We start from the raw sequence: 17,751 nt of genomic DNA on the forward strand, positions 1-17,751 counted from the left end.
CTGATAAGCGTCGATCGCACTTCTCAGGTGGAAGACAACGGGACGCGTTACGCGTCCCGTTGCTTGCCTTCGAAGGTGGCGTAGACCACCGGAAGCAGGATCAGTGTCAGAAGGGTCGAACTGAGCAAGCCGCCGATGACGACGATAGCAAGAGGACGCTGGATCTCTGAACCGGCACCCTTGGCAAAGAGGAAGGGAACAAGGCCGAGCGCGGCGACCGTGGCCGTCATCATGACGGGACGGAACCGCAGCCGGGCTCCTTCGCGAATCGCCTCGTCCTGCGGCATGCCCTCAGCCCGCAGCTTGCGGATGTATGAGACCAGCACGACCCCGTTGAGCACCGCGATTCCCCACAGCGCGATAAAGCCTACGGACGCGGGCACCGACAGATACTCTCCCGTGACAAAGAGTCCAAGCACACCCCCGATGGATGCCAAGGGAAGGACGGTGATGATCAACGCAGCAAACCGCACCGACTGGAAGAGAACGAAGAGCAGGAAGAAGATCGCAGCGATAGTAATCGGCACGATGATCATCAGGTGATGCATGGCTCTTTCCATGTTGTGGAACTGGCCGCCCCACTCGATGTAATAGCCAGGGGGCAGCTTCACCTGCTTGTCCACCTTCTGCTGCAGTTCGGCCACGAACCCGCCGAGATCGCGATCCTGCACGTTCACACCGACAACGATGCGGCGCTTGCCCATGCTGCGGTTGATGAGGGCCGGACCCTCCTTCACGCTGACCTTCGCCAGGTTATCGAGCGGGATCAGCGGGCCATCGGGTGAGCTGATCTGCAGCTCCTTGATGTCGGGAACGCTGTCACGAAGCGTCTGGGGCAGGCGAACGACTGCTTCAAAGCGCCGCTCACCCTCGTAGATCTCGGTCGTGGCCTTACCTGCGATCGCTGTTTCGATAACGTCGTTTACGTCGGAGGCGTTAAGGCCATAACGCGCGATGGCACGGCGGTCGATGTTGATGTTGAGATACTGCTGTCCGCCAACGCGGTCGACGCGCGTATCCTGCGTGCCCTGGATGGTATTCGCAACGCGGGCTATCTCTCGCGCCTTCTCCACAAGGACATCAAGATCGTCTCCATAGAGCATGACGGCAACGTCCGCGCGAACGCCGGAGACCATCTCGTCTACGCGGTCGGAGATCGGCTGCGACATGACGAGGTTGATGCCTGGGATGGAGGCAAGCTTGTCGCGCATCTGATCGGCAATCTTCTCCTGCGTCATGCCGCTTGGGCGATCCTCGATGGGGGTAAGCGAGGCGAGCACGTCCGCTTCGTTCGGCCCCGCCGGGTCGGCAGGCGACTCACCACGACCCACGCGCGAGACGACATTGTCGACGCCCTTCACGGTGAGCATGGTCTTCTGCATGGCCATCTCCATTCGCAGCGACTCATCGAGCGAGATGTTGGGAACACGATCCGCATTGGGAGAAAGCGTCCCTTCTGCCATCTCCGGGATAAAGGCGGTCCCGAGGAATGGGAAGAGGCAGAGCGCAAAGATGAAGAGCCCTATGACCGATAGCACCGTGGTCTTGCGATGGGAGAGCGCCCACTGGAGCATGGCGTTGTAAGGACGACGGATGCGTCGCACCAGCCACGTATCGTCTTCGGAGCCTCCGCGAAGCAGGTAGCTGCAGAGTATGGGCGACAGCGTGAGCGACAGAAGCAGCGAGATGCCGAGCGCGATGGCGATCGTGTAGGCCAGAGGCGCGAACATCTTGCCCTCCATGCCCTCCAGCGTCATCAGCGGAAGGAAGACGAGAATGATGATCGTCACGCCGAAGAGGACCGGCGTTGCAACCTCGCCGACCGCGTCCAGCACGACATGCATCCTGCCCTGTTCCGAGTTGATCTCATGGCCGTGTTGCCGCGCATGACTAAGCTTCGCGAAGACGTTCTCCACCACGACGACGGAGCCGTCGACCATCAGGCCGATCGCAATCGCCAGGCCTCCCAGCGACATAAGGTTTGCTGAGAGATTGACCTTGTTCATCACCAGGAAGGTCAGCAGCGGCGTGACCAGCAGCGTGGCACTGACGATCAGGCTGGAGCGGATGTCTCCTAAAAAGAGAACCAGCACGATGATGACGAAGACGATACCTTCGCCCAGAACCTCAGTGACGGTGTGGATCGCAGCGTCCACAAGCTGCGAGCGATCGTAGTACGGCTTGATGCGAAGGCCGCCCGGGATCATATGCTTGGAGTTGATCTCGGCAACCCGCGCCTTCACGCGACTGACGATCTCCTTTGCATTGCCGCCGGACATCATCAGAACGACGCCGCCGACTGACTCCGTATAGCCGTTCTTGATCATTGCGCCATGACGAACAGCGGTACCAAGGCGAACGTCCGCGACATCTCGAATGTATATCGGGGTGCCGCCCGACTCTTTCAGCACGATGCCTCGAATGTCGTCCAGATCCCGAATGAGACCTACGGAGCGAATCAGATACTGCTCCGCATGTTGCGGTAGGATTCCGCCGCCGGCGTTGGCATTATTCCGCGCCAGCGCATTGCAGACATCCTGGATGGTCAGGTTGTAGTAGCGAAGCTTCTGTGGATCGACCAGCGTCTCGTACTGCTTGACGTAGCCGCCGGTTGAGTTGATCTCGGCGACTCCGGATATCGAGCGCAGCAGGGGACGAACGACCCAGTCCTGCACGGTACGTCGCTCGGTGAGCTCTTCTTTGGTAAGGGGTCGCTTGCCATCTTCCGGGCGCTCCAGCGTGTACTGATACACCTCGCCGAGTGCGTTGGTGATGGGTCCCAGGATAGGTGTGACGCCCTCGGGCATACGCTCGCGCAGCTCGTTCAGACGCTCGGAGACCATCTGTCTTTCGAGATAAAGATTGCGGCCGTCTTCAAATACCAGCGTGATCAGCGACAGGCCGGGCTTGTTGAGCGAACGCATGTCCGTCATGCCGGGCAAGCCTGTCATCGCGATCTCAACCGGAATCGTGATAAAACGTTCGACCTCTTCCGGAGACTTTCCCGGAGCCTCTGTAGCGATCTGGACCTGGATGTTGGTTACATCAGGAAAGGCGTCGACCGAAAGATGCTGCGCGGCATTGACGCCAAAACCGAGCAGTGCAACCGCTATAACGACAAGAACGAGGCGATGCTTCAGCGCACCGTGAACGATGGACTGGAGCATTGCTACTCGCCTCCTTTGATCGCGTTCTGTTTGCGCTGATTGTTCAGGTGAAATGCACCGTCAAGAACGATCTTTTCTCCAGGGCTTACGCCACTCTCCAGCACGCGGTTATCGCCGCTCTCGAGACCGAGAGAGACCTCGCGAAGCATGTACTTCCTCGGTTCGATCTCCACAAAGACGTAGTCCTTGTTCTCTTCACGGACCACGGCTGTTGATGGAACTGTATTCTTGCGTTCGGATGCGTCGATGAAGGTCATGCCCGCGAGCATGGCAGGCTTGAAGATGCCATGCGGATTGGGGAGATCCATGCGTACCTGCACCGTGCGGGTGACAGGATCAACGATGGGTGAGACGTAAGAGAGCTTGCCGTGAAGGGTCTGGTCAGGCAGTGCGGGAACTTTGACGATGACCTCCATTCCCTTATGCAGGTGACCGGAGCTCTCTTCGGGAACATCGGCAATGACCCAGACATTGGAAAGATCGGCAACCATGAAGGCGATCTCGGCGGGCTGCACGATCTGGCCGATGGTGACTTTGCGCTCGAGCACAGTACCGCTGATGGTCGACAGAACGGGATAGTCGGCGTTGAGCTTGCGGCTTCCCTCGAGCTTGCGTATGGCGGCATCGGACATTCCCAGTCCGCTGAGCTGGGTCCGAAATGCGGCGGCTTCCGTGGATGCCTGGAGCAGCTCTGCGCGGCGGCGCTCGAGCTCAGCCTGACCCATCACGTCCGCCTTCACCAGTTGTTCGGCACGTTTCGTGGCCTGTTCTGCCAGATTCTCCTGCGAGAAGGCCTTGATAAAGGAGAACTGAGTGTCTGAGAGGTCGGTGCTGTGCAGCGTGGCAAGTGCTTCGCCGCGATGCACGTACTGTCCCTCAAGCACGAGGAGCTTGATGATGCGGCCCGCAACCGGTGAGCCGATTCGGGCAATGCGGCTGGCATCGGTATCGATCCGTGCGGCAACCTGAAGGGATCCCGCCACCTCCTGCATCTTCGGCTCGCCGATCACCAGTTGTTTTGCAAGATCCGGACTGACCGATATGACGCTGGGGTCACTCTCCGCCTTTACTTCCGGGGGAGGCGTGTTCTTTTTGCATCCACTGACGGTCAATAAAAGGGCAGCAACGGATGCCAGCGCGCAGCCGGCCAGGGAGCTCGTATGCTTTACGGTCTTCAATGCTTTTCTCCAGAGGCAACTACGCCAAGTTCTTCAAGGTCAACGAGGGCGGACTGACGCGCAAACTGTGCGTCCAGAAGATCGCCGCGAACGCTCTGCAACACGCGCTGCGCGTCCAGCACTTCCACGATGCCGCGCTCGCCAAATCTGTATGCAGCTCTTGCCGCATCCACCGCACTCTCTGCTTCATGCAGCGAGCCGGCCTGCAGCGACTTCGCCTGCTGATCGGCGAGTTGATAACTTTCGTAGGCCCGCTCCAGTGCGGCCGTCAGCTCAAGCTGCCGCTGATTGCGGATTGCTGAGGTCTGTCGGATTACGGCTTGAGAGTCCGCGATCTGACCACGGCGACGGTCCCATAGAGGAAGAGGAACGGTGACGCCAACGCGCCAGAAGGTCAGATCCGGCTGGCGCTCCCACTCTCCATAAAACGTTGGCTGCGGCACGCGCAGGGCACGCTGATGGTCAAGCTCTGCCTCTGCCTGCTCCATGGCTACATTGGCGCCCGCGATCACAGGATGATTCTTCAGGACCAGAGCCCGAAGCTCTTCCAGTGGGCCCAGATGTACCGGCGGCTCGATATCGCCACGCGGGTCAATGGGTACATCGGGCGGCGCCGCGATTACTGCTCGCAACGAGGCAATCGAATCCACGAGGTTGATCTGTGCACTTCGTACCGCAAAGGTCGCTCTCGCCAACTCGGCCTCGGCACGCGTCAGCTCAAGACGTCCCTTTTCGCCAACCTTGACCTCCACCTCGACTCGATTACGGAGATCTTGGACCAGCGCCAGATTCTCCCGGGCGTGTTCCACTTCGTGCTTCCATCTCAGAGCCTCATAGAAGGCGTGCTTCACGTCTGCCGCTAGCGACAGAAGCTCGGCGTTACGATCAAAGCTCTGACCCACTCGTCCAAGATCGGCTACCCTTCTCCGCGATCGGCGCTCGCTGGGAACCTCGATCGTCTGATATCCGGCATAGTGCTGCAGGATGCCCGGTACACCCGGTGTGCGGATGTTACGTGCGCTCTGTTTTCCAGCGAAGTATTCCACCTGCGGATTCGTATAGGCGCGTGCCGTGATCGTTGCTGCTGCAGCACGATCGACCAGTGCGCTGGCCGCGTGCAGCCGTGGACTGTTTTGCTCTGCCATCTTCAGCGCTTTATCCAGCGTGAAAGGCACAGCCGAGGTCTGCTCCGTCGCGGTGGGCGGCGGCGGAGGCTCAGAGGGAGACGGCGCTTGGGGAAGTGAACCCGCCTGCGGAGCAGACACTTGGCCGGCAGCAGGACGCAAACAAAGCAGAAGAACGATTAAGAACCATCGCAGATGCACATAGAGAGGAAATGCAATCCAAGGACCAAAGCAGGCATGGAGAAATCCATACGATTTGGTGAAAATAGTCCCATTTGGGACACTTCGTCCTCGCCTACTGTCCCGTATCGTCCACGGGAGGATGCCTGCTGCTGCGGATACATAGGTCTGCGCTCTCAAAGAAGTGGAAGATCAATTGCATCTCGCTCCCCTGATGCATACATGGTTCTCGTCATCCGTGACGGTGACGCGGCTTCCGCCTCTCCTGGAGCAGCCGCAGACGCCAGCATGGGAAAATAAAGAGATGGGGCACTTTTCCAGGTCCTTGACGATCCTGCGGACGCCACGCGTGAAGGCGGCGGCGATCGCGACGATGATCGTCGCCGTGGCTCTGACAACATGGTTCACCTCGCCCCGTGCCATTGCCCTGCATAACGTATTGCATCATCTGAACTTCCTGCCCTTCATGATGGCGGGGATGTTGTTTGGCTGGCGTGGAGCGGTAAAGGCCCTTCTCTTCGGGCTGTTGATTGAATCCCCCATCATTGCGCGCCACTGGACGCGCTGGCCGATGGATGCCGAAGATCAGCTGCTGGAGCTGGCGATCTTTGGCAGCGCAGGCATCATCGCCGGTCTGCTTGCGGACCGCGAGCGCGTGCAGCGTCTGCGAGTAGAGTCCACCAAGCGCGAGCTCGAAAACGTCTACACGGAGCTGCGAGAGAACGTGGAGAAGATGAAGAAGACCGAGCGGCTGTCTGCTGCCGGACAGTTGGCCGCAAGCCTGGCACACGAGATCCGCAACCCGCTTGCAAGCATCTCCGGCGCGGCCGGAATTCTGAAGCGAGGCAATGCCTCTGCGGATAACCGCCAGGAGTGTCTTGGGATCCTGGAGAAAGAATCGCAGCGGCTCAATAAACTGCTGACCAACTTTCTCGACTTTGCCAGGCCCCGCCTGCCGCGTTACCAGCGTGTTGACCCCTGCGCTCTGGTGGAGTCGGTTACGGTGCTGGCGCGCCATGCTGCGATCCGGCAACAGGTCGCCATTATCGATGATCTTCCTCGGCAGCTCCCTCTCGTCGACTGCGATGCAGAACAGATGAAGCAGGTCCTGCTGAATATCGTTCTCAACGCCATTCAGGCGACCCAGGGCGGAGGCCGTGTCGTCGTGAAGGCATTCACAGAAGATGCAGAACTGTGTGTGGAGATTCGCGACGAGGGTTGCGGCATGACCCCCGAAGAGCTGGATCGTATGTTCGAGCCTTTTTTCACCACCAAGGAGAGCGGTACCGGCCTCGGTCTCGCCGTGGCCGCCAATATCGTGGAACAGCATGGCGGTTTGCTGAGCGCCGAAAATAATCCTGATCGCGGAATGACCTTCCGGTTAAACCTGCCGCTCGAGCGTGCGCAGAAGATGGCCGGTGTCCGATGAACTCGCGCCAGATCCTCGTTGTGGATGACGACAGCAGCCTCCGCAGCGTGATGAAGATGCAGCTGGAGGAGGCGGGCTACCAGGTTGCGCTTGCCGCCGATGGAGCGGAGGCGTACGAGCTGATCCGTCAGACCCGCCCGCAGCTGGTGATCAGCGATCTTAAGATGCCGACCAGCGGCCTCGAGCTCATGCGCCGGATCGCAGCGGACGACATCCAACCGACGTTGATCATCGTGACCGCCTTCGGCACTGTCGAGACCGCCGTCGAGGCCATGAAGCTGGGCGCATACGACTACGTCACCAAGCCGCTGGACTTCGAGGAGCTCGTCCTCGTCGTGCATCGTGCGATGGAGCGCCAGAACCTTCTCGAGGAAGTTAGGACACTGCGCTCTGTTCTCGACCAGAGATACGGCTTCGAAGGGATCGTCGGCCGCGCCAAGAGCCTGTTGCGGGTTCTCGATCAGGCATCGCGCGTGGCACAGCGCGACACCACGGTTCTTATCCAGGGCGAGACCGGCACCGGCAAGGAGCTGATGGCGCGTGCCATTCACTTCAACAGTCCGCGTAAGAGCGCGCCCTTCGTCACTATCAACTGCGGTTCCATCCCAAAGGAGCTGGTCGAGGCAGAGCTGTTCGGGTACACTCGCGGCGCTTTCACCGGTGCCGTGACGACCAAGCCCGGCAAGATCGAGCTGGCTGATGGAGGCACGCTCTTTCTCGACGAGGTCGGCGAGCTTCCCCTCGATGCCCAGGTCAAGCTCCTTCGCGTCTTGCAGCAGGGCGAGATAGCAAAGATCGGCGCGACCGAGGTTCAGAAGGTTGATGTTCGTGTCGTGGCTGCGACGCATCGCAATCTGCAGGCCATGATCGAAGACCAGACCTTCCGCGAAGACCTTTACTACCGGCTGGCTGTGGTTCCCCTGCTGCTGCCGCCCTTGCGAGAGCGCAGAGAAGATATTCCGGAGCTGGTGAAGCATCTCTTCGGTAAGGCGAAAGAGCGCCACGGCATGACGGATATTGAGCTCTCGTCCGCTGTCGTGCAGCACCTCACGCGCTATCGCTGGCCCGGCAACGTTCGTGAGCTGGAAAACGTTCTGGAACGAATGCTCGTGCTCAGCTCGTCGAATCTTGTGACCGAGGCCGACCTCCCTGAAGAGATTCGTCGTGTGCCGCCGGATAACTCTGCTTTCTGGATTGAGCTTCCGGAAGAAGGCGTGAGTCTCGAGGCAGTCGAGCGCGAGCTGATCCTGCGGGCCCTGGAGCAGGCAAAAGGGAACCAGACCAAGGCTGCAAAATATCTGGATATCAGCCGGCGTACCCTGATCTATCGCATGGAAAAGTACGGACTTTCGACCGAGTAAGCTGCCTCCTCCGTAGCTGGTTCGCCTTCCCCCGTCTGTGACAAATCGGCTGGAGATGCTTACGATGCTCTTAGCTTTGGAGAGCTCTCAACACCTTCATGGACCGACGCGACTTCATCAAAACCACCGGAACGCTACTTGCCGCCACTGCACTGCCTGCAACGAAAGCTTTGGCGCAGAATAATCCCGAACGTACCGTTCTCCCCCTGAACCGCGGATGGCGATTCCATGCCGGACAGGTCGTCGAGGCACACGACCCCGCCTTCAACGATGCAGTGTTCGAGCGCGTCGTGATCCCGCACACCAACCGTCGCCTGCCCTGGCACGGCTTCGACGATAAGGAGTATGAGTTCGTCTCCACCTATCGTCGCCGCTTTCGCACTCCGGCATCGGCGAAAGGGAAGCGCGTCTTCCTCGACTTCGAAGGCGCTATGACGGCATCGACCGTCTGGATCAATGGAACATCGCTCGGAGAGTACAAGGGCGGGTACACTCCCTTTTCCTTCGACCTCACGCCGCACCTGAAGGGAACTGGCGAAAACGTTCTCACCGTCTTCGTCGACTCTTCCGAGCGCGCCGACATCCCGCCCTTCGGCAACGAGATCGATTACCTTACCTTCGGTGGCATCTACCGGGAAGTATCGCTTCGCATCGTTCCGCAGACGTATCTGGATAACATCTTTGTCCGAACGAAGGACGTTCTCTCGCCATCGCCGGCGATCGAGGTCGACTGCTTCCTTGCCGGTTCCAACGCGTCCGATCTCACCCTTGAGGTTGAGCTGCGCGATGGCAATCGTACGGTCGCAAAGCAGACGGCTCACGTCTCTCACAACGTAGCTCCCGATCCGAACGCGACGTCTGATCCTGCGACCTCCGCGCCTGTGCATGCCAGCACTCAAACCGTCGATGATCCTGCTCGGCACACCCTGACGCTGGGTCAGTTGCCGGGAATCAAGCTGTGGGATCTTGCGAATCCGAACCTCTATACCGTGCATGTTCAACTCCTATCGGGCGGTCACGCTATCGATTCCGATACGCGTCGGGTCGGCTTCCGCGAAGCCACCTTCACCCCTCAAGGCTTTTCGCTCAACGGCAGGATCGTCAAGCTGCGCGGCCTCGATCGTCACCAGACCTTTCCCTTCGTCGGCCAGGCGATGCCTGCACGCGCACAGAGGCGGGATGCTGACATCCTTCGTCGCCACCTGCACTGCAACATCGTGCGTACCTCGCACTACCCGCAGTCACGTCACTTCCTCGACCGCTGCGATGAGATCGGCCTGCTCGTTCTGGAAGAGATCCCCGGCTGGCAGCACATCGGCGATGAGCCCTGGAAGCAGATCTCCATCGATAACGTCGGCCGCATGATCCGTCGCGACTGGAATCATCCGTCCATCATCCTGTGGGGTGTCCGCATCAACGAGTCTCCGGACGATCACGACTTCTACACCCGCACCGACAAGCTGGCGCATCAACTCGATCCCACCCGGCAGACCGGCGGCATCCGCAACTTCGCATCGTCAGAGTTGCTCGAGGACGTCTTCACCATCAACGACTTCGGCTTCCCTCTGCGAAAGCCCAACCATCCGCGCTATCTCAATACGGAGTTCGTCGGCCACACCTTCCCGACCAAGACCACTGATGACGACGAGCGCCAGCGCGAACATACTCTGCGCCACGCACGCATTCACAATCAGCTCGCCTCCGATCCCCAGTACGCCGGGGGCATCGGCTGGTGCGCCTTCGACTACAACACGCACGCGAACTTCGGTGCCGGCGATCGCATCTGCTATCACGGCGTCACGGACATCTTTCGCGAGCCAAAGCCGGCAGCCGGCTTCTACAAGTCGCAGTGCGATCCCGCAGAAGAGATCGTCCTCGAGCCTGCCTTCCACTGGGCCAACAGTGATGAGTCCACCATCTTCACCAGGGCAGTCGTCTGCTCCAACTGCGACCACCTGAAGTTCTTTCTGCGGCCCGTCGACGATGAGAACGCTCCGTGGAAGCAGATCGCGGAGCTTGATCCCGACCGCGAAGAGTTCGCGCATCTTACCTATCCGCCGTTCATCCTTGACCGGGAGAAGCTCAAGCACGTTCCCTGGGGCGATCTCCGGATCGATGGATACATCAAGGGAAAGCAGGTCATCTCGAAGAGCATGTCCGGCAGTGGCGCTGATCGCAAATTCACCCTGGTGCCGGATGACACCTCCCTGGTGGCCGACGGGGCCGATACCACGCGCGTGGTCATGCGGGTCACCGACCAGTTCGGAAACATCCGCACCTATGCCAACGATCCCATCACCCTCAAACTCGAGGGATCGGCAGAGCTGATCGGGGACAATCCGTTCGCCCTGATCGGCGGAACCGGAGCGATCTGGATCCGCGCCGGCGACCGTCCAGGAGCGGTGCGGCTCGTCGCAGCCCATCCGCGTCTGGGTTCCCAGGAGATCAACATCACCCTCACACCTTCGCATCCGGAGGCAATTTAGTCCCGCAGAACCGGACCGATTACCACACCGAATCGCAGCCGCCGGCATGAAAGAATTAAGTTCATTCATGGCTGCATGGACGGATCTACCCGAATCTCTTCGAGCACTCGCTGCCAGCTCGCCTGAGGCTGTGCTGCTCGAGACTTCGCGTTTCGATGATGAGAACCGTCACAGCTATCTCTTCCTTGATCCGATAGAGGTCTTCGCAGCGAACACGGCAGCAGAGCTGGATGCGCTCTTTGAATGGATGGAGCTCTCCCGCCGCCGTGGTCGTCACCTTGCGGGCTATCTCAGCTACGAGTGCGGCTATCTCCTGGAGCCACGGTCGAGCCTCGGCTCGTTCTCCCCTCCATCCTCAGGCGACTTGCCGCTCGCGTGGTTCGGAGCCTATGCGGAGCCATTCGTCTTCGATCACTCTGCAGGAAGCTTTCTCGGCGCTCATCCTCCGGCTGCGCCTTCGACAACGGCGCCTGATGTCTTCGCGTCGGATGCAAAGCTCGACATCGCACTAGAGGATTACACTCGAAAGATTCTCGCCATCAAGAGCTACATTGAGGCCGGAGATACCTACCAGGTCAACTTCACCGACTCCGTCACCATGCCTGTACCGCACGATGCGGCCTCATCCTTTGCGGTCCTCGCCAAGGCGCAGCCGGTCGCTTACAGCGCGCTCCTCCATACCGCGGGCCATCACATTCTTTCTCTCTCTCCTGAGCTCTTCTTCCGCATTCAGGATGGCCGCATCACCACCCGACCCATGAAAGGGACGATGTCGCGTGGCCTCGATCTCGCCGAGGATCAGCAACAGACGGCGCGGCTGTTGTCGGATGCCAAGAATCGGAGCGAGCACGTCATGATCGTCGACCTGCTGCGCAACGATCTTGGAAAAGTCTGCAGCATGGGTTCCGTTCGGGTCGATCAGCTCTTCTCCGTCGAACGCTATCGCACGCTTCTCCAGATGACCTCGACTGTCTCCGGAGAGCTTGCCCCCAGCCTCACCTTCGGGGACATCTCCCGCGCAATCTTTCCCTCCGGCTCCATCACAGGAGCTCCCAAGATTCGCACCATGCAGATCATCCGCCAGCTCGAACGTCATCCGCGGGGCATCTACACCGGCGCCATCGGTCACATCTCTCCTTCGGGCGACGCCACTTTCAGCGTGGCCATCCGCACCCTGGTCCTGCATAACAGGGTGGCAACCATGGGAGTCGGCGGAGGCATCGTCGCCGACTCGGACCCGGCCTCCGAGTATCGCGAGTGCCAGCTCAAGGCATCCTTCCTCACTCGTCCCTCGCCTCCCTTTCAGATCATTGAGACGATGCTCTTTGACGGCCACAGCATGCCTCTTCTCTCGCTGCATCTTGATCGCCTCGCTGGCTCGGCTGCCTACTTCGATTTCGCGTTCGACCGCGCCTCGGTCGAAACCCAGATTCGGCAACTGCAAGCGACTTTGACCTTGGGACAGCGGTACAGAGTGCGCCTGCTTCTGGCAGACTCCGGCGACGTCACCTTGACCTCCACGGAGATTGTCGAAGATACCTCCCCGCTCGCCGTTCGAATCTCTCCTCACCGGATCAACTCGCGTGACCTGCGTTTGCGGCATAAGACCACCCTCCGCGAGCTCTACGATCGGGAATACGCGCGTGCTCGCGAAGACGGCTTCGACGAGGTCCTCTTTCTCAACGAGCGGAACGAGCTGACCGAGGGAGCCATCACTACGCTCTTCGTAAACCTTGGCGACCAGCTTCTTACCCCGCCTCTCGCCGCTGGCGTGCTCCCTGGAGTGCTCCGCCGCCATATCCTCGAGACCCGGGAAGATGCGGCAGAGGCCCCGCTTTCTCTCCGCGACCTGAGTCTCGCCCGGTCTGTCTTACTGGGAAACTCTGTTCGCGGGCTCAGGCCGGTATCGCAGATAACTCCGTCAGAGCCCGGGGCAGAGCCGTTGTTTTTCGAAACGAAGCCTGGTTGATCGAGAGCAGGATTCTTCGAATGACATCGCCTGCGAATCCATTCGGTTTATGATGATGGATCGTTCAGGCGCTTGAGGTTGCCGGAACACTGGAGCTACCATATGCAACCCGAGACAGGCGTCCTCTCTCACCTTCTTCAACTGCTCATCGGAGCAGAGCGAACCGACAGGCTCTTCCGTGTTCTCCTCATCCATGCCGATCTCGCGGCCGATCCCGGGCCCCGGGTCTTGCGAGCCGTCCTCGCCCAGGCTCTCAATATGCTGCTCTTCGAGGACCTCCTCCAGCGCGTGCCCTCCGCCGCGCAGTACGTGCAGCACTGTCTCGATCACCATCGCACCGTCATGCACGATCACGGCGCCGTCCGGACCGTCGCCCTTGCAGGGATGGGTTCCCTGCCCTCCGGACACGGAGCCATCACGCGCGTCCTGCGCCCTCTGGGGTACGAGCTCCACGGACTCTACCCGCTGGAACGCCTGCGCATGTCCGGCCGCTCTTACGCGCAGATCGACCATCCGGAAGACATAGCCCAGTTCTTCATCAGTGAGCTCCACCCGGAACGTTTCTCACATGCCTTTCAGGCAGCGGTCTTGCGCGTCACTGCCACTTCGGTCGATCCCCTCACGCCGCAGGCCGCGGCGCTTCTTCACGAACTGGAGGCGAACAAGTCTTTATCCCTCGAGGACTCTCAGAAGCTGCTCCCCGTTCTGGTCTCCGTCTTCGATCGTCAGCACGCTGAACCCACCCTCGCCGACTACCAGATTCTGCTGGCCGAATCTCCCGAGATGGCATGGATTGCCACCGAAGGGAACGTCTTTAACCATGCGACCGACCGTGTACCCGATGTAGACCGGCTCTCCGCCGAACAAAAAGCCCTCAATCAGCCTATTAAAGAAGTCGTCGAGAACTCGAAGTCCGGACGGGTGCGGCAGACCGCCTTCCATGCCGCTCGCGTCACTCGCAACTTCCGTGCAGCCGACGGCACCACCGTGCAAAAGGAGGTTCCGGGATCGTTCTATGAGTTCATCACCCGGCTCCCAATGCCTTCCCCGAACGGCAAGAGAGTGTTGGATCTCAGCTTCGACAGCTCCAACGCGCAGGCTATCTTTAAAATGACAGCTAATACAAAGTCTTAGCCTCCTGACCGTGAGGGGCATGACCTTCGACCGAAAGAAGAGTACAGATCCGTTGTCCACCACAACTCCAGCAAACGCCTCCACCTCTCCCTTTGTCCTGCTGCCCAGCTCGCACGCTCGCGCTCACGAAAGCTTTCCCCCCGCAGCCCAGCTTGAGCAGGCCCTCCGCCAGAAGGTGCGGGGAGAGGTCCGTTTTGACCAGGCATCCCGCGCTCTGTACGCGACCGACGCTTCCAACTACCGGCACATTCCCATCGGTCTGGTCATCCCTCTCGACGAAGACGACGTTATCGCCACCGTGGCCGTATGCCGCGACTTCAACGCTCCCGTGCTCTCGCGCGGCGGCGGAACCTCGCTGGCAGGCCAAGGAACCAACGCTGCGGTCATCCTCGACTTCTCCAAGTACATGAACAAGATGGGGCCGGTCGACCCTGTCAACCGCACCGTACACGTCCAGCCCGGCATCGTCCTCGACCGCGTGCGCGAGGCGGCTGAAAAATTCGCCCTCACCTACGCTCCCGACCCCGCCACCCACAGCCGCTGCACCATCGGCGGCATGATCGGCAACAACTCCTGCGGAGTCCACGCTTTGATGGGCGGCAAGACCGTCGATAACATCCACTCGCTCGACCTCCTGCTCTACGACGGAACCCGCCTCACCGTCGGAGCTACGACCGAAGAAGAACTTGCGCAGAAGATTGCCGCCGGCGGCCGCACCGGAGAACTCTACGCCGGTCTCAAGCAGATTCGCGACAGCTACTCCGGCCTCGTACGCGAGCGATTCCCCAACATCCCCCGCCGCGTCTCCGGCTACAATCTAGACGAGCTGCTCCCGGAAAACCACTTCAACGTCGCCCGCGCCCTGGTCGGCAGCGAAGGAACCTGTGCGGTCATCCTCGGAGCCACGCTCAACCTCGTTGAATCTCCCCAGTACCGCACCCTCGTCGGTATCGGCTTTGAAGACGTCTTCATCGCCGCAGACCACGTGCCGCTCGTCCTCACCCACAAGCCCATCGGCCTTGAGGGCATGGACGGCCTTCTCCTGGACTCACTCCGCAGCAAGCAGAAGGCTCTCGACGACATCCCGCTGCTCCCCGAGGGCCGGGGCTTTCTGCTGGCAGAGTTCGGCGGGAACACGCAGGACGAGGCCAATCAAAAGGCCGAAGATCTGGCTCGCTCGCTCCAGCAGATCACGCACGCACGTATCTATACCAACGAGCAGGCGCACCGCGTCTGGGCTATCCGCGAATCCGGCCTCGGAGCCACCGCCTTCGTTCCCGGCCACGAGCGCACCGGATGGGAAGGCTGGGAAGACGCCGCCGTCGATCCTACCCAGCTCGGTTCCTATCTGCGGGCCATCTACGCGCTCATGCAGCAGTACGGCTACTACAGCCCCATGTACGGACACTTCGGCCAGGGTTGCGTTCACATGCGCCTCAGCTTCGACCTCGAGTCCGAGAAGGGCATCCTCGACTTCCGCCACTTCATGGATCAGGCAGCCGACATCGCCCTCGCTCACGGCGGTTCGCTCTCCGGTGAGCACGGCGACGGGCAGGCCCGCGGCATCCTCCTCCCCAAGATGTTCGGCCCGGAGCTGATGGACGCCTTCCGCCAGTTCAAGCGTCTCTTCGACCCCGACCTGCGCATGAATCCCAACAAGCTCATCGACCCGCACGAGATCCACGAAGATCTCCGCCTCGGCGCCGACTACAAGCCCTGGGAACCCAAAACTCACTTCGCCTTCAGAGAGGATCACGGCTCCTTCGCCCGCGCCACTCTGCGCTGCGTCGGCGTCGGAGCCTGCCGCAAGGCCGACGCAGGGACCATGTGCCCCAGCTACATGGCCACGGGGGAAGAACAGCACTCCACCCGCGGCCGCGCCCATCTCTTGTGGGAGCTTATGCAGCGTGAGGTCCTTCCCAACGACTGGGCCAACGAGCAGGTGCGCGAGTCGCTCGATCTCTGCCTCTCCTGCAAGGCCTGCAAGTCCGAGTGCCCCGTCTCCGTCGACATGGCCACCTACAAGGCGGAGTTCCTCTCGCACCACTACGAGCATCACTCCCGTCCGATCGCCCACTACGCCTTCGGACGAATCGATCGCTGGGCACGTCTGGCCTCCATCGCTCCGGGCATCGTCAACGCGATCAACAACGCTCCGGGAATCTCCACCATCGTCAAGAAGGTTCTGCACATCCATCCCAGCCGCACCTTTCCGCGCTTCTCGCACCCGTTCACTCCCGATCGCCGTTTCGCACGCGACCCGCAGCGCCGCAAGGATCGCCGCAACCCGATTCCTGCGGATGCTCCCGCCGTCTTCCTGTGGGCAGACACCTTCAACAATTACTTCCATCCGGCGACTATGCGCGCCGCCCACAAGGTCCTTATCGATGCGGGCTTTCGCGTCAGTGTGCCCAACCGGCATCTCTGCTGCGGCCGTCCGCTCTACGACTTCGGCATGCTCGACACCGCGAAGCAGTATCTCCAGAAGATCCTCGACGCCCTTACCCCGCAGATCGAAGCCGAAACCCCCATCGTCGTGCTCGAACCCAGCTGCGCCTCTGTCTTCCGCGACGAGCTCTGCAATCTCTTCCCCGACGACCCCCGCGCTCCAAAGCTGCGTTCGCAGGTCTATCTGCTCAGCGAGTTCCTCGTAAAGTTCGCACCCCACTACCAGCCGCCGAAGATCGACGGCAAGATCGTCGTTCACGGCCATTGCCACCACAAGTCCATGACCGGCATCGGCGAGCACGGCATGACGGCCGAGCTGCAACTGCTCCGCGCCACCGGCGCCGAGGTGCAGGCGCTCGACTCAGGCTGCTGCGGCATGGCAGGCCCCTTCGGCTTCGAAGACGACAAGTACGAGATCTCGCAGAAGCTCGGCGAGCGCGTCCTGCTCCCCGCCGTCCGCAACAACCCCCAGGCCATCATCGTCTCCGACGGCTTCAGCTGCTGCGAGCAGATCACCCAGAACACGACCGCCCGGCCCAAGCACCTCGCCGAGGTCTTGGCAGACGCCTCCAGGCAATAGAGCCTCGGCCAGGCCATCAACGCGAAGGATCCAAAGACTCGAACAATCGGGTGCCCATCTTCGCCGCTGCTTCATCGCGGCTAAGGTGGGCTCATCCCTGCAAAGTGCGAACCGCTCTTCTCATCTCCGTTAGAATCTCTCATCGCCACAAAGCGCAACCACCACTCCCGAGAGACGTGTCATCCTGGGCGGAGCGCAGCGAAGTCGAAGGATCTGCGGTTCACCTCTTCCATACCCTCCCACAAAGCGAAAGGGCGATCCCCCTTGCGGGAGACCGCCCCTTTCTTTCCGATTTTCGAAGATCCGGTCGGAACCGGATCGCAACGTCTTGTCATCCCGGACTTGCCCGGTACTTGCGAACCGAAGTTCGCCTCTCCCAACCAAGTCGTTCCTACACTCGCTGCAAAAGCTCTCTTGGTTCTATCTTCCTGCTTCCGGTTGCCCGGTCGCCTGATTTTGATTCTCCTTCCGGCTCTTCAAACTCCCCTTGGGGGTCCTCTGAATTCCCTTCAGGATCCTCGGTGATAGCTCCTTGTTTGCTTCTCCTTCTGGAGGATCGCTCCCCCGGTGAAAGCGATATTACTCCGGTATGAAAACGCCGCAAGAGCTATTTTCCTGTGGAAATGCGCGATTCCTGTGGAAGTTGTGGAGATCTCCCGGGCTTTGCTCCCCACTCATCGCAAACCATGCAGACG

General features: G+C 60.5%; 9 protein-coding genes. 6 read left to right on the forward strand and 3 right to left on the reverse strand.

Going from position 1 to position 17,751, the window contains the following annotated elements; all coding sequences use genetic code 11:
- Window positions 1-47: 47 nt before the first annotated feature.
- From JAO29_RS11200 to JAO29_RS11210, 3 genes are read right to left on the reverse strand one after another with little or no spacing between them, the layout of a single operon-like run.
- Window positions 48-3,167 carry an efflux RND transporter permease subunit gene (locus tag JAO29_RS11200; protein WP_334268304.1) on the reverse strand — a complete coding sequence of 1,040 codons (3,120 nt, stop codon included), beginning with the start codon at window positions 3,165-3,167 and terminating at the stop codon, window positions 48-50.
- Between the two features lie 2 nt (window positions 3,168-3,169).
- Window positions 3,170-4,345 carry an efflux RND transporter periplasmic adaptor subunit gene (locus JAO29_RS11205; protein ID WP_334268305.1) on the reverse strand — a complete coding sequence of 392 codons (1,176 nt, stop codon included), beginning with the start codon at window positions 4,343-4,345 and terminating at the stop codon, window positions 3,170-3,172.
- The gene (locus JAO29_RS11210; RefSeq protein ID WP_334268306.1) at window positions 4,342-5,520 is read right to left on the reverse strand and encodes a TolC family protein; all 1,179 of its coding nucleotides are present in this window, start codon (window positions 5,518-5,520) and stop codon (window positions 4,342-4,344) included. The genes JAO29_RS11205 and JAO29_RS11210 overlap by 4 nt, the downstream gene beginning before the upstream one ends.
- Before the next feature lie 313 nt (window positions 5,521-5,833).
- Between JAO29_RS11210 and JAO29_RS11215 the strand changes: the two genes are divergently transcribed.
- The 6 genes from JAO29_RS11215 to JAO29_RS11240 all read left to right on the forward strand — a co-directional run bounded on the left by JAO29_RS11215 (window position 5,834) and on the right by JAO29_RS11240 (window position 17,056).
- A complete protein-coding gene (locus JAO29_RS11215; protein ID WP_334268307.1) occupies window positions 5,834-7,078 on the forward strand; it encodes a sensor histidine kinase in 1,245 nt (414 codons plus the stop codon).
- Window positions 7,075-8,439 (forward strand): sigma-54-dependent transcriptional regulator, encoded by a 1,365-nt coding sequence (locus tag JAO29_RS11220; RefSeq protein ID WP_334268308.1) that lies wholly within the window; start codon window positions 7,075-7,077, stop codon window positions 8,437-8,439. The genes JAO29_RS11215 and JAO29_RS11220 overlap by 4 nt, the downstream gene beginning before the upstream one ends.
- 98 nt (window positions 8,440-8,537) lie before the next feature.
- The gene (locus tag JAO29_RS11225) at window positions 8,538-10,925 is read left to right on the forward strand and encodes a glycoside hydrolase family 2 protein (protein ID WP_334268309.1); all 2,388 of its coding nucleotides are present in this window, start codon (window positions 8,538-8,540) and stop codon (window positions 10,923-10,925) included.
- A 67-nt stretch (window positions 10,926-10,992) separates the two neighbouring features.
- Window positions 10,993-12,894 (forward strand): aminodeoxychorismate synthase component I, encoded by a 1,902-nt coding sequence (gene pabB, locus JAO29_RS11230; RefSeq protein ID WP_334268310.1) that lies wholly within the window; start codon window positions 10,993-10,995, stop codon window positions 12,892-12,894.
- A 102-nt stretch (window positions 12,895-12,996) separates the two neighbouring features.
- The gene (locus tag JAO29_RS11235; protein WP_334268311.1) at window positions 12,997-14,028 is read left to right on the forward strand and encodes a DUF1338 domain-containing protein; all 1,032 of its coding nucleotides are present in this window, start codon (window positions 12,997-12,999) and stop codon (window positions 14,026-14,028) included.
- Window positions 14,029-14,047: 19 nt separating this feature from the next.
- The gene (locus tag JAO29_RS11240) at window positions 14,048-17,056 is read left to right on the forward strand and encodes an FAD-binding and (Fe-S)-binding domain-containing protein (protein ID WP_334268312.1); all 3,009 of its coding nucleotides are present in this window, start codon (window positions 14,048-14,050) and stop codon (window positions 17,054-17,056) included.
- Window positions 17,057-17,751 lie beyond the last annotated feature (695 nt).

Source organism: Edaphobacter sp. HDX4 (assembly GCF_036877565.1).
GTDB lineage: Bacteria > Acidobacteriota > Terriglobia > Terriglobales > Acidobacteriaceae > Edaphobacter.